General features: G+C 50.1%; 11 protein-coding genes and 2 pseudogenes. 2 read left to right on the forward strand and 11 right to left on the reverse strand.

The window, feature by feature from the left end:
- Positions 1-352 precede the first annotated feature (352 nt).
- Positions 353-1,240, forward strand: coding sequence for a hypothetical protein (locus tag AACY08_RS20970; protein WP_339471259.1), 888 nt, complete (start codon positions 353-355; stop codon positions 1,238-1,240).
- Positions 1,241-1,534: 294 nt separating this feature from the next.
- On the opposite strand, the gene AACY08_RS20975 is transcribed toward AACY08_RS20970, so the two are convergent.
- From AACY08_RS20975 to AACY08_RS21015, 9 genes and pseudogenes are all read right to left on the reverse strand, one after another.
- Positions 1,535-2,665 carry a hypothetical protein gene (locus tag AACY08_RS20975; RefSeq protein WP_058421060.1) on the reverse strand — a complete coding sequence of 377 codons (1,131 nt, stop codon included), beginning with the start codon at positions 2,663-2,665 and terminating at the stop codon, positions 1,535-1,537.
- Positions 2,658-3,818, reverse strand: coding sequence for a nucleoid-associated protein (locus AACY08_RS20980; protein WP_058421008.1), 1,161 nt, complete (start codon positions 3,816-3,818; stop codon positions 2,658-2,660). Before AACY08_RS20980 ends, AACY08_RS20975 begins: the two co-directional genes overlap by 8 nt.
- A gap of 163 nt (positions 3,819-3,981) precedes the next feature.
- Positions 3,982-4,291 (reverse strand): annotated as a pseudogene (locus tag AACY08_RS20985) (IS5/IS1182 family transposase); the annotation flags it as partial.
- A 348-nt stretch (positions 4,292-4,639) separates the two neighbouring features.
- On the reverse strand, positions 4,640-5,107 hold the full coding sequence (locus tag AACY08_RS20990) for an NUDIX hydrolase (RefSeq protein ID WP_058421006.1): 468 nt from the start codon (positions 5,105-5,107) through the stop codon (positions 4,640-4,642).
- Between the two features lie 23 nt (positions 5,108-5,130).
- Positions 5,131-5,781 (reverse strand): DUF7002 family protein, encoded by a 651-nt coding sequence (locus AACY08_RS20995; protein ID WP_339471261.1) that lies wholly within the window; start codon positions 5,779-5,781, stop codon positions 5,131-5,133.
- 3 nt (positions 5,782-5,784) lie between these two features.
- The gene (locus tag AACY08_RS21000; RefSeq protein ID WP_058421004.1) at positions 5,785-7,458 is read right to left on the reverse strand and encodes an adenylosuccinate synthetase; all 1,674 of its coding nucleotides are present in this window, start codon (positions 7,456-7,458) and stop codon (positions 5,785-5,787) included.
- Between the two features lie 3 nt (positions 7,459-7,461).
- A complete protein-coding gene (locus AACY08_RS21005; RefSeq protein ID WP_339471262.1) occupies positions 7,462-8,001 on the reverse strand; it encodes an AAA family ATPase in 540 nt (179 codons plus the stop codon).
- 944 nt (positions 8,002-8,945) lie between these two features.
- Positions 8,946-9,845 (reverse strand): HNH endonuclease, encoded by a 900-nt coding sequence (locus AACY08_RS21010; RefSeq protein ID WP_339471264.1) that lies wholly within the window; start codon positions 9,843-9,845, stop codon positions 8,946-8,948.
- A gap of 21 nt (positions 9,846-9,866) precedes the next feature.
- Positions 9,867-10,928: an AAA family ATPase gene (locus tag AACY08_RS21015; RefSeq protein WP_339471265.1), complete on the reverse strand. Its 1,062-nt coding sequence runs from the start codon at positions 10,926-10,928 to the stop codon at positions 9,867-9,869.
- A 642-nt stretch (positions 10,929-11,570) separates the two neighbouring features.
- Between AACY08_RS21015 and AACY08_RS21020 the strand changes: the two are divergent.
- Positions 11,571-12,275: pseudogene (locus AACY08_RS21020) on the forward strand (IS4 family transposase); the annotation flags it as partial.
- Positions 12,276-12,307: 32 nt separating this feature from the next.
- Here the strand turns inward: AACY08_RS21020 and AACY08_RS21025 are convergent.
- Entirely contained in the window at positions 12,308-12,745 is a 438-nt protein-coding gene (locus AACY08_RS21025) for a transcriptional regulator (RefSeq protein WP_057006004.1), read from the reverse strand.
- A gap of 2 nt (positions 12,746-12,747) precedes the next feature.
- Complete coding sequence (locus tag AACY08_RS21030; RefSeq protein ID WP_147473173.1) at positions 12,748-13,017, reverse strand: DUF4258 domain-containing protein; 270 nt, start codon at positions 13,015-13,017, stop codon at positions 12,748-12,750.
- Between the last annotated feature and the right edge of the window lie 286 nt (positions 13,018-13,303).

The raw sequence follows: 13,303 nt of genomic DNA on the forward strand, positions 1-13,303 counted from the left end.
GATAACGAGGTCGGCAGCCTCGCGTTTGAATTCAGGGGAAAAGGTACGGCGTTGTTTGGTCATCTGACACCTCGTTCTGGCGAGCATTCTCGCCTAAATGGGTGTCCGGTTTCATTAGACCACTACAATGGCTGAAGAGCGCAAAAACGTCGAAGGTCAAGGACGACTACCTCGATTACGCAGGCAGTCGACTGCTCAAGTGAAGGCGGCTGGATGTGGAGAAGGAAATTTTTCAAATCAAGGCAATGTAGATAACTAAATAGCAATGGCATCATGTGCTGCCTAGCCGTAGCCTTAAGCTGGCATAGAGATAGAGACTTGGAATGGCTAACCAGACTACTAAGGAGATAAAGTGGCACTTACGTTTGATCGATGGGTAAAGCCAGAGCAGACCAGTTGGGCTCTTTGGCAGTTTAGCGAGTACGAAGCTCAATTGAACAATATGTACTGGTCCTCTGTAGCGCTTGAACAGTTCGCCATGCATCACGTCAGAAATTCGCCAGAAGAAAGCATCAAGAGCGTATTAAAAGCTTCAGGCCCGAACGCAGCCAGATTTGATGCGGATAGGAGCGTATTCCTAAAAAACGTAAAGGACATGGGGAACTGGAAGCGAGCAAGTTTTATCATGGCAGCTACCGGCGCAATGGAAAACTACTTCCAAAGAGCAGTTCTGGTCGCATTGAAATCTGACCCTGCACTTTTGCACGGCAAATCTAAAGCCATTGATGGCGTCCAATGGTTAAAAATTGGCATTGATGTCGACCATTCGGAAATTTTGACAGCTATCACCAAGGGATCATGGGGGACGAGATATTCAAAATTAAAATCGCTCTTTGGTGAGCTTCCAGACATCCGAGACAACGTGGACGATCTGGATAAAATTAGAGTATTTAGAAATGGTGTAGGCCATGCGTTTGGTAGGGAACTAGATGCAAAGCCGCGATTGCTTCGGAGGGGGACAGACGAAATCACCCCGCTAACAGAAGAAAAATTCAAAAAATGGTTAGGCCAAATCTCAGGGATAACGCGGGAATTTGACAGACATGTTGTTCAGCATCACATTGGCGATTTCGAGTCCCTCTTATATCTCCATGAATATGTTGGCCAGACGGATCGATCGAAAATTTCTCTTCGCCGTTTTTCAAAGGCATTCAAATCTAATATCGGCCAGGAACTGGGCCACTCGAAAGGCATTCAGTATTACGAAGATATGATAACTTACTATGACTCAGTGGTTTGAGGACGCTCCATGACAAGCATGGAGGTGCTCCTATTCATCATCGGCATCATGAGGCAAAAAAATCATCGCTCTTCCTTTAAAACGACCTCTGCATTCGCCGTTAGCTACCGTTCGTGATCGGTAGCTAACGGCCAGCAGCGGACCTGCAGCCTAGTGGCAGATGGCAAAGATGGAGACATGAATCGCCGATGAAACGAGGGCCGATTCAGTTGGCACTTACAGGCCCCACGCGCCCAATGGCCGCTCTTGCTTCAGGGTTATCTTTTCAAGGGAGATATTACCTGCAATAGCCCGCTAAGAAGTCTCTAAAAAGCGTTTGAGCAGAATCAGACTTACCAGTATAAGTACTAGGTAGCACACGCGAGTTAGAATACCAAGCTTGGACTTGGCAGACTCAGAGGACGATGAAAGCTTCATACGAGAACCCTCAATCTTTTCCTGTATTTCTTCTACACCAACAACGATATCATCATACTTTTTAGTGGAACGATCGAACTCTTCCGCGAGCAAATTGATGTAGCTAACAACGTTGTTGTTCAGGGAAATTATCATCCAGGTCGAAATGATCAAGCCCACAAGTATGACTAGGTAATCCCATGAAGTCGTGGCCGGCTTTAAGATGGCGCCAGCTGCCACAATACCACCTGGTACAGCAAACGCTTTGGTTTGCTGAGCCATGATGGCTTCTTGGACCTTGCCCAAGAAGCTAACGCAATCGCTTTCGATTTCTGTCAGTATTTTGTTAACTGAAAATTTACTGACGTATACTTTATAGCGCTCGTTATATTTTTTGTAGAACTTCGAGACAGACTCCATTATCAATCGGAGGTTGCAATCCTTTTCATCCTTCAAAAGGTCCGTCAGCGTTTCGCGCATTACGTGACGGCGTTCTTCGCAATGAACATCCTCATCGGCCATAACCGCTGTATGCATCTTTTGAGCGTCTTTTAAATCCTTCTCCCCCACGTCGATGGCCAGCAGTTCATTGCATGTCATCAAGTAGGAAATTTCCATCTTTGTAAGAAGCGATTCTTTCGAACTGAAGAAAATGTATTTGTGGGTTTGACTGTCATCACCCTCGCTATGGCAAAGCGTTTTTAGCGTTTCTCTAAGTAGAAAGTACAAGTCTATCAGTCGCGAAATTGAGACCTGCTGATCTTCGTCTATGCCGATGATGTGGATGTGCTCAGGCTTTTTGCTACGCGTGCGTACTGCATGCCACATAGCTTCGATGCTGGCAAAAAAAGGCACGAAACAGGCGTCCCAGGCCGAAGGTACAGAGAGGAAAAGATCAGTTTCAAACAGCTCCAATCTTTCAGGACTATGGCACCCATGCACTTTCAAAAACGCAAAAACCTCCCCCATATCGACCGACCGCACGTCGAGTATGAGCTGGTCATCATCCAGAGAAATGCGTTCAAGCATCATCGGAACCCGAGGCCGGACCGCCAGCGTTGATGCTTCTTAGCTGGTTTGATACCTCTATAGGCAGCTTGACCTTCAGATACACGAAATCCTTATCGACGCTAAGGTCCGCATCACTCTCGCCAACGGCCACGGCATCCAGCTTGAAGCGCCCATCAAACTCTCCAGAGGGGAGTTTGAGATTGGTAAAGGCCATGCTTTTGGCAGTTACCCCAGAGGGCTGAAACTCTTCGCTCACCTTGAAGCGCTCAGAGTTTTCTGAGATAAATTTGACGAGTCCGCCGTGATGAGGCGAGTCTTCTTTCAAACATTTGTTGATGACGTGCTGGATTTCCGAAAGGTGGACGCGTTCCCCCGCTTTACTTTCAATATATTCGACGACGCGCTTGTGAATTGTGCGTCGTTCTGTCAGAGATAGGGTACTCGCCTCCTCTTGGAGGTATGCGCCTAGCGCGTTTTTGAGGTTGTCGACGCAAACCTTTCCAGGGATGGAGTCTGAGCAGCCCAATGCGACAGTGAAGAACTCGCTTTTTGAATTCCCTTTAATAAAGTAGAGGTAAGAGTCACCTGTATTTTTAGGGAAGCCTTTTTTGAATTCTGTCAAATCCATACAGGCAGCTTGCCGGAAGTCCTGTAAGTTCAGGCTTTCCGTATCTTTCGGGTTGAGGTTGTTGTCATTGTCGAAGTCATAACCGGCTTGCTTGCCCAGCATGACAATCAGCAGATGGTCCACCTGTCGGTGATCTTGGTAGTGCGAAAATACCACGTAGCCTTCATTCAGTGAGCGGCGAGCCGGGTCGTTTGCCTCGTCACACAGTCGGCCCATCACGCCATTAACAAACGTGTCAAATTCAAGATCGCTGGCATACTTCGAAAAGTTAGCAGCAGCCGAAAGCATGTTCGGATCAACATAGCCGTAAATTCTCCCGCTCTTGGAGAACTTTTTACCGATGCGATTTACAAAATCAACGCATACCGGGGAGCTGAGATCCCAGTTGTTACCCTTGTTGCTATCGTAAAAAGTCAGACCACCAAGCGTTTTCTTGAAAAATTTCGCTGCACATGCATTCAAAACAACTAGCGGCTTCACCTCAGGTTTTGAAGCCTCTGCTTCATGGGGAGATTGAGGTGAAAATGATGTGCGATCATCCATGCTAGGTTCGTCCGTGGTCACTTAAAATGCCGAACGCTTTGACGTCAGCTGCGAGCTATGGATAGTAGCACAGTGCTGGCATTAGGGCTCCGAATCCCGCTTAGACGCGTCCGAGCGTCTATGGCATGCTGTGGCTCACCTTGGAGCAGCAAAATTAGGTTTTTTACGCCACCATCGCCTTCAACAAGCCTATGGTACTGATGACTTTCATCATCCGCTTCAAGTTGCACGCGAGCACATTCAGGCTCATCTCCGCGCTCACCCCGTTCAGCTCCATGGTGAGAGAGTACGTCGCTCCCATCCATCGGTTGAGCGTCCCGAAGGTATGCTCAAGAGTCCGTTTTCAAACCCACATCACCTCCGGTGCTCGGCTCAACCCGCGTTGCATTCCCGCAACACAGCTGCATGCGCTTCACTCGACGATTTGTGCCTGGAGTACAATGGGTTTTTAGCGAGCAACTCTGGCATGTTGAATCGCCCCTCTTTCCTAGATGCCCTTGAGAGCCTGCTATTGGCCGATAACAGCCAGTTACAACTGACCGCGTTCGATCCATCGCAGCCGTTAGAGGCCTCTACGAAACCAAGGGCGATTCAGTGTTTTTCACAGTCAAAAGCGGATCGTATCTTAACCGTCCATGGGCAACTTTCGGTAAGCGGATGGCGAACACACCTACCGTACTCCAGCGTTAAGGGCGATGGTGTCCGCCAATTTTCAGGTGGATACCATCGTCGTTACGTCTAAGATTGAGAAGGTAACTTTACTGGACGCTTACGAATTGACAACATCTGCCTCACGATAAGCCTCATCGGGCACCTGTCTGCTAGGACTCACCCGGCGCTATGACCAAGGCCCTGCCAAACAGGTTGTTCAGATCCGGCGGAAAAACCTCTTCATGGCAAGCCGCAAGCTCTCCTGACGACCACCACCTAACCTCACATACCGCTTCGCGCTCCCGGGCACTCCATTGGGCGCAGGAGCACTGCTCGGTACCTGTGTGTACCGTAAAGTAATTTTCGACCGCAAGCACATGCTCGCCATCAGGCATCTGCCACAGAAACTCCCTGTGTGCGATACAGCGACCTACGAAGGGCACCTCAATGCCAGTCTCTTCGTAGAGTTCACGTACCGCCGCCGCTTCAAACGACTCTTCATCCTTGAGCTTTCCGCCGGGCGTCGCCCAATAGCTCATACCCGCCAAAACACCAGCCTGATACTGAATCTTAAAAAGCAGCAGTCGATTGCTTGGGCTGATTACCAATAAACGAGCGGCTAAACGCTTTCGCGGCATATTTCTCCGCTCCATGGAAGCCCCTAACCAATGACGCCCAATACCTCGCCGCCCTGCATCCTGCGAACTTCCACGACATAATCAGCGATGTTGGGAACGGCATAATCGACAATTAGCTCGACAACATCCTTCACAGGGTTGCCAGAACGCTTCACAGGGTAGTCCGCAATTTTGCAGAAGATGTCCGTGCCGCGGCGGTGTGGCATGGGCCAGGTATTACCCGAGTTCATATGGCACAGCCATATGGCTTCGGCATATGCTGGGATGAAAGTCGACGAGTCGAGCGTCAGGACATCATGTTCAAGCTTGCGGTAATCGCGAGCTCCAAGCAGACCGTGCAGCCGCTTCTCCTCGGCCCAGAAGAAGACTTTACCGTTGATCAACTCATACCACTGGCGTGGTGTTGTTCCTCCCGTAAGCGCTCTAATCAACCGGCCCTCAGGCATGGGTTTCTGATCACGAAGCACAATATTGGAGGGGTCGCCTGCTTTCACATCCATCTTCTGCCCACGATGCTCGCTCTCATATCGAACGCGCTCACCATCTCCCACTGCGAGGTGATCCAGAACTGCCGTGGCACTCATCAGTCCGCGTGTGCGAATGCTGTCCCAAGCGCCACGTTCGGCCATGTGATAAACGCGGGGATAAAGCTCGATCAGCTTGTCCAGATCCATCTATTATCTCCTGTCAGAACGTGCAGTCCAGTTACGCCGATCGATCAGAGAGCGTAAATCGCTCGCGTCGGGGTCTCTGGAAAATCTGGTGTTGATAAGCGAGACAGGCGCCTGAGAAACGCGCTCGAGCTCCTCGACGAATTTGATCGTGTCCGGATCGAGCTGCTCGAACCTGCGCGCCTTGCTATTGGATGACTTCAAGTAATCGGCAAACGTCAGAACGATATCCGTCGGAGCGTTCAGGGCGCATGCTTTTCGGAATTGATCCCATTCGAACCATCCGACTCGCCTGCTGCGTTTGGTGGTGGAGGTTTTCTCTGCGGTGTTCAACGCCTGGGCTTCAAGGCCCGCAAACGCTGCGATGTCATCAAAGGTCGTCGCATGTTTGAGCGTCCCGGAGGTATGGCCATCCTCACCATCGGGGTCGCCTACACGAATAGGCATGGGGCGAATGACCATCAGGATTTTGCGGATCCTGCTGGGCGATATCCCAGCCTCGGCCAAGCATCCCGCAACATTCGTGTCCCTGGACGTCACGTGAGGATAATCTCCGTGGAAAATACTCAGCCCGCTGCCCTGCGTTCCCTCCAGCAAAATGGAATGGCCGCTGCGATAGGCCTCTTCCAAACGGTCTGACGTGCAGCCGTGATAGTTCCCAGGAGTGCCGACGTACGGACGAAGCTCATCAACATCTCGTGCGAGCCGGATCTCTTTACCCCTGCTCAAAATACGCCGAGCAGCGGCTGCTCCACTACCGCTCCCTGTTGATGCAATGGTTGAGACTAGATGCCCGCCCCTCTCTGTCCCGATATCTTCCTCCTCAATGATGGTGGCCTGGGGATCAATGAAAAGTCGATCTTTGCCAATACCGCATTCCTCGATTTCTTTCAAAAGCCCTGGCAAATGAATCGTCATGCCAGGGCCGAGAACCAGTCGTGCCGTCACGTCCCGCGACCCAGAAGGCAGATGGTGGTAAGTGTAAGGGCCGGCAGAACTGGCTACCGTATGTCCGGCATTGGGCCCACCGACGCGAATCATCACGTCGTACTCGCGCGCGAGGTAAGCGACGATGTTGCCCTTCCCCTCGCTGCCATACTGCCCGCCAATCAGCACATCCACGCATCTGATTTCAGGCGGTGTGTACAGATGCAAACGGGCGGCAACCCGCACGAGCGTGTCATTTGAGTCCGAGCGTTCGGTGTAAACACGGACGTCGGCGTCATCCTTGAGCGCCTGGATCTCTGTCTGATCCTTGAGCTGATTGACCTCGTCGTAGGACAAAGGATTGGCTTGACCCTCTATTCGCTTTGCATAACGTCCATGCAGCGTAGGGTCGCTTGCGTAGAGGTGTACATGCACCAGGTTTGCACCGAAGACCTGTCGAAACTGCAGCACCTGCGCAAGCGTATTCAAGTGATCCACAACTAACGGTCGGCCATCCTTCTCCGCCTCGCACACTGACTGGGTTTCCCGAAGCATCCACTGGTCAGCGTCTTTCGCTTCGTGACGACGATCAGGTATGTCGGGTTGCGCCATGCGAAGGCGCCACTCGGAATCATCAATGGCTCGACGATCATAAACCACGGCGAAGCCAAATTCCTTCTCCAACAAACTGGCCAAACCACTCTTGCCGCTACAGGTCTTGCCACTGATCACTACGATCTGACGAGTTTCCATGAGCTACATCTCCCAGATTCCTAATATTTGATCCGCAATTTGAAACGGGGTGTACGTGTGTGTATCGAGAACTTTGTCCGCAAAACCTAAGAGCGAACGGGCACTCCGCTCGTTGGGATGCAACACGCTGGCGTTATATTCGTCGAGATCGGTCGCGCTTCGTGCAGCGTACCTCTGTTGCAGGACAGGCTCGGGCGCAATGATGTGCACGTGCCTCACCGCATTGCCGAAACGGAGTCTGAACAACTCAACCTGCCGGGGCTTGCGGACGGCATCCAGGAGCCAGTTTTCGACGTCTGGCCTAGCTTGGATGGCTGGGTTTGCTACAGAGTCTATGAGCCAAGAGAAGTCGGTGGCCTTGTCGAGAGAGTCGCCGAGTTCTTGGAGGTTATGACGATCAAGTGGCTCATTCCGGGTAGCCAGGTGCGCTCGCAGAAAGGAGCCGCTGCTGATCGGTACAAATCCATGGAGTTCTTGGAGGGCGGCAGAAACCGACGTCTTGCCACTGGCCATCGGGCCACTTAGGAGAAGTAGTCGCTTCATGTTTTGACGATCCCTGTCTTGCGAAACCAATATAGCGATAAAGCGTAGCTTAGTTGGTGAATTTGGCCGGCCCGCCTGATCAGAAGTCTCGCGCTGACCATTAGGATAGTGAACGCGATTCCGAGCAGGATGTGGTAGCGCAGATGACACCGCTCGAAGAGTATGTGCGTTGCTAAAGCAGCCTCCTTGTGGGTAAGCCCGCCCCAACAAAGATCACAACTGGCTGATTTCTGACCGACGTGAACGGCTGAAACCGGCCAAGAGCGGCCCTTGGCGACAGGTAGCAGACGGCTAGCAAGCATGAGCAAATATGCTCGAAGCGAAGTTGCGAGAACAACGGAATCTGTCTCCCCATTTGAGAAGGTCTCGCGCGCAACCCGCTCAACCTTAGAGAACAAGCCCAAGCGCACAAGCCTGTCACCACATGATGTCCTTAGTGTTACGCAATCCAATTACCTACTGGATTGCCACTAGCTCATCGGCATCAAATTAGCACATGACAGAAAATTGCTGAGTCACAAAAGCTATCAGAGAATTTCTTTCCTCTAGAACGGTATTTGAGGTAGTAGCAATGGTATTGAACGCAAAAATTGTCGGCGACTAGGGTTGCTATTAGTCCCTAGCCTTTTGCGAAAAATACACAAAACGCTTGACGACACCACAAAAACAATATGCGAAGCCACCATTGACGACACCAGTCAATTCCGTTACGTCGCGACTGATGATGTTCAGGCTACGTTCGAGCGCAGCGTGAAATGGAGGAAGACTCATGCAGGGCGTTCATGCATCGTGAATTCGTACTGTTCGACATAAACAAGCGGCGCCTGGCTCCTACTCTGCCGGTCATAGCAACAAAGCGTGATGGTGAAATCCGATGTGAAAGATTGGTCAGGACGAATGCCATAGGCAAGTCTGTGCAATTACCCAACAGACAGGTCAACCCCTTAGGGTTGACCATTATTGTCGCTAGAATCTGGGGAGGGTAATGCCAATACGACATCGTGCCCGATAGCCAAAGCCCTGCCGCCTCCTGAAGGAAGTGGAACCCATTTTGAGTCAAGCCATTTATTCTCAACATCAGCGAGCGAGCCCACTGAAAAATTAAAAGGATCCGTGCTGTCTATAGCTTTCGCGATCATCGGGAGGGACGCTTTGCTACCTTGCTCCTCAAGCACTAGTTTTAGTATCTCCTGTGCTAGTGCAGGCTGATTTTGTATCTGCGCTTTTAACGCATCAAGCATCAATTGCTGACTAGGTGAAAGCGGTGCAACTCCCTGGGCATCATTTATACTATTGACTTCAAGATCATTCAGCTTGAAAAATTTGAACATAAAATTGGTTTTATCACCAGGCGTCTCAATGATGAATTTTACCAGCTTTGCCTTCCCATGCTGCTCTTGTCTTCTTATTATAAAGTCTTCGTACACCTCAAAATTTGGATGAATTACGCGATATGTGCTTTTATCTAGATATGTGCTCTCAATCGAACCAGGATCAACAAATAGGCTGGTTTTGTCTTTTTTAATTTCCATGTTGCATCTCTTGCAAGAGACTGAAAGATTTGCCATAACATAAGTTAATTTTTTGCAGTGGCTTTTGGGGATAATATGCTCTCTATCCACCATAAAAACTCCACCCCCGAAGAGGTTTGTTCTACAATAGCAGCACGTGTAGCCCTGCCTTAATAGATGGTATTCTTTTATTCGTTCTCTTAGGTTCTTCAGCACCTGGCGAACCGGAGCCATATCTTTTTGGTCAATGTTCCATGAATCATGCAGCCTAAGAGCATGATCAATGGCCAGTTGCTCCTCCGCTGTAATTACAAAGTCGGAGAGCGCGGGCATTAACGGGTCACTAAGCATAACTCACCCTCTCGCGATGCTGTCAGCAAGTTGTCTTGCTGCAATAAAAATGTCTTGCTGGCCGTCATCGAAAGAGGCCTTGCTTGCGCTATCGATAAATTCAATTGCTTGATTAAGGGAAACTTTGTGTGCGGATAGCTCTTCGAGCTTCTCGGCTAGTTTTTCGCTTAAAAAGCGACTTTTTGGCGAAATAATCTCAAACTGCCCCCATAACAATTCTTCAATATTTGTTGAGGAAGAAAATTCAAGATTTCCGGTTGCCGGATGATATATTGATGACGATACTCGCTCGTCTAACTGTGCGCCTGTAACTATTAATGGGGAGTGCGTCGCTATAATGACTTTTACTTCATGGTATTCAATTAGACTGCATAGCATGGAGGTGTATTCTCGCTGCCACCTAGGATGCAAACTGTTCTCTGGCTCATCAATAAGAATCATGTTGGTTCCCGAAATTTCGCCTAGGACAAAAATCAGAGAAGTCATCAGGCTCAATTCGCCAGAACTTGCATTTAGTAGGGGGACAGGCTCTCCATTATTCTTGTAAAGCGATATTTCAATTGCCTTTACCATGCCGTAATGTCGTAGTGGTTTTTCCTGATGCAACAGATTCTCTAGCTTTGACAGACTTGAAATATCAGAGGTTTCACCGAAGTTTACATTGAAGGATATTTCATCCTCTCCATTAAAATAATTATCTATCATTTCGGTTAGTTTTTTAATGGAGGAGGTGTCAGAAAAGTCGTCCAGCCTGCTATCGATCTTACCGGCTCTCATGGTCACAGTTATGTGCGAAGCGTAACCGCAATAAAGCAGTATTTTTTCGATTTGATGCAGACGATGCGTTCCTTCTCTCATCATCTTCTTGATCACCGATTTCATGACATTGTTCGGGTGTGATCCAGTATTTTTAACGGAGAATCTCTTTGAAGTCTTGAGCTCCTGTGACCGATCATGAACAGTATTGCATAAGTATAGTGAGTCTTGATTATTACCTTTGGCTTGATCAATTAAATATTGGCTTTTTCCGGCACCATTACGCCCGACCACGAAGCAAACTTCCATTTTATGCCTTCCACATCAGTGCTTATTAAAAAGCGAACGAGAGAATGAGGTATTGTTTTGTGCCGCTAGTAGTTGAGTAGAACATCGCTCATGAGGCTGAGCCCTTCAGAGAAACACTTATTCTGAATAACTCCGCGTGAACGCGCTAGAGCATTCATCCTGATGGAAAGCGATTGGGCCGAATTTTGCCCATTATTTCTGGCAGAAATCGGCCAGGAGCAACAGTCAGCGATCGGTTGGTCCGGCGTTGCAGACCCGTTCGAGTTTTTTTGCCGGGGCACCATGGCCCACACGTCTGGCCAAACTAGGCCATCGCCCCGCAAGATCGACGGTTCAGCTACACCAGCCAAGCAGTTATCGCGACCCTGGTCCAGGACTAGCAGAGCCAGACCTCAAGCCCCCGCCCGCGCAGCAACTCAAGTCGACATGTCACTTACCGTCATCACTGCCGCCACGCCCCTAGACTCAGAAGTAGCGGCTGCTTAGCAGGCTCCGCCCAGTAGCTCAGGCCGTACCGAACCCTAGCCCGCATTCCAATGAGCATATTCTGCCACCACTTGATGTTCAAAGTGCTACGCCTAGGGCTGCGGTTAGCTTGCTAGGTGACGCGGCGACCTGTGTACCGAAGCGCTGTGCAAGCGGTTGTTCGACAAAGGCTTCTGGGGCGCGGATCTACTGCTAAGGGTGGTTGGCGGCGGCGCGAACCGACACTGGCTGACGCCTGCTCGCAAGAATTTGGTCATGGAGGAAGTGGAGCGCTACGGCGAGCACGATCGTCTTGTGCGGATGAAGGTTTCTCCTCAGGCACGCAAACGAAATCCTGAGCTGCCCTTGAGTTGGGAAGTGCGTGAAGTTAGCTATGAAAGCCATGGAAAAGTCAGGTCGCTGCTTACCTCTCTGCCTGTCGAGAGCTATGACACAGCAGTTGTAGCTGAGCTGTACCTGGACCGGTGGGAAATTGAGCTGGGCTTCAGGGATATCAAAAGCTCAATGCAACAGAACGCGGTGACGCTGTGCAGCAAGAAAGTCGAGCTGATTTATCAGGAGGTCTGGGGGCTTTTGCTGGCTTATAACATTATTCGTCGAGAGGCCAGCCAGGCCGCTGTAGCGTTCGGCCGCGCGCCTTCGGATATACGGTTCAAGCCTGCCTGCCAGTACATAGCGGTGCAGTTGATAGTGATGGCAGCAGCTAACCCGGTATCAGCAACAGGAAGGAGGCTAAGCGAGCTGAGGGGAGGAGTAGGTGGAATGTTTTTGGATCACCGCCCAAGGCCGGGAAGGCCAAGGACGGTGAAGATTTCTAAAACCCGGTACCCAGTGGACCGTAAGGCTGCTCCGCTTAAGTGAACAGCATTACGGCTATTCTGCCGGGTTTATGATTAAGCAATTTCTTCTTTTTTCTCAAGCCAGTCATCATTCGCACGAGCGAATACAATACCGTCATCCTCAATAATTCGATGCTGGACATACAGGGTATCTAGCCCATGCCTGCTAGCCGTCTTATATACGTAACGCATGGCAAGACTTGAGGTCCTAGGGATAGCCTCCTCCTGCCTCTTCTCCCAGTTCGCTATCGTCTGGACGTCGACGCCAAACAATGGAGTCAAATGTTCCTGGGTCAACCCCAATTGCTTGCGCAAGAAGCGGAACTGTTGCCCCGTCATCTCGTGCTCTTGCTCGACGAGCTCATCTGCGATTGCTGCATGCAGCCTGTCGATATCGGTGATTGTCACGCCACTTCCGTAGGGAGTGTCCACGATGGTGTACCCATCAGTCAGGAAAACACCCCTGAAGCCACAACCCTTGTATTCATACATGTTCATATCTCCCAAGCTGTCAAAGCTATGGTGCCGGAGGGATTAGCCAGCGGAGCGATCGCCAAGGCGACGCACACAATGTCATTGGGCTTTTTCTCTTCCATTCGGAATTCAAATGTGCCGTAGGTCGGGTTAAATGTTGGCCCCTTGACAATGACACCCCTCTGCATACACCTGAACGCCTCATCCAGTGTGATGCCTCTCTGCAAAAGCCTGTCCATGAAATGGTCAGTTAGCGCCACGTTTGCAGAGGTCATTGAGAGCTGATTCACCATCTTTCCTAGCTGCGCTTTCGTCCATGGTGCAGATGGTATGCTCATATTTACCTATAATAGTTATAGGTGGCGCCATACTAATGCGCAACCTGCCATTGTCAATATATGTGTAATTCGTGCCTGAACTGAATGCCCTGAAGGCTGCGCGCTACGTGAATCGAGTCGCCTGATGATTCGACGGGCGGTACGTGCGCTCATCCATATGCCGAAGATACGGCTATCATGGCAAAAATAGAAACTGAATGTCAGCCAAGGATGATTTATGAAACGGAATTTATTGGCT

The organism is Pseudomonas sp. EL_65y_Pfl1_R83 (assembly GCF_963970695.1).
Lineage (GTDB): Bacteria > Pseudomonadota > Gammaproteobacteria > Pseudomonadales > Pseudomonadaceae > Aquipseudomonas > Aquipseudomonas tritici.

Excerpts from the sequence above, each read along its gene's own strand:
- AACY08_RS21025 (WP_057006004.1), bottom strand. The coding sequence starts at position 12,745 with ATGTATGAATACAAGGGTTGTGGCTTCAGGGGTGTTTTCCTGACTGAT.
- AACY08_RS21010 (WP_339471264.1), bottom strand. The coding sequence starts at position 9,845 with ATGCCCGCGCTCTCCGACTTTGTAATTACAGCGGAGGAGCAACTGGCC.
- AACY08_RS20995 (WP_339471261.1), bottom strand. The coding sequence starts at position 5,781 with ATGGATCTGGACAAGCTGATCGAGCTTTATCCCCGCGTTTATCACATG.
- AACY08_RS21015 (WP_339471265.1), bottom strand. The coding sequence starts at position 10,928 with ATGGAAGTTTGCTTCGTGGTCGGGCGTAATGGTGCCGGAAAAAGCCAA.
- AACY08_RS21000 (WP_058421004.1), bottom strand. The coding sequence starts at position 7,458 with ATGGAAACTCGTCAGATCGTAGTGATCAGTGGCAAGACCTGTAGCGGC.
- AACY08_RS21005 (WP_339471262.1), bottom strand. The coding sequence starts at position 8,001 with ATGAAGCGACTACTTCTCCTAAGTGGCCCGATGGCCAGTGGCAAGACG.
- AACY08_RS20980 (WP_058421008.1), bottom strand. The coding sequence starts at position 3,818 with ATGGATGATCGCACATCATTTTCACCTCAATCTCCCCATGAAGCAGAG.
- AACY08_RS20975 (WP_058421060.1), bottom strand. The coding sequence starts at position 2,665 with ATGCTTGAACGCATTTCTCTGGATGATGACCAGCTCATACTCGACGTG.
- AACY08_RS20990 (WP_058421006.1), bottom strand. The coding sequence starts at position 5,107 with ATGCCGCGAAAGCGTTTAGCCGCTCGTTTATTGGTAATCAGCCCAAGC.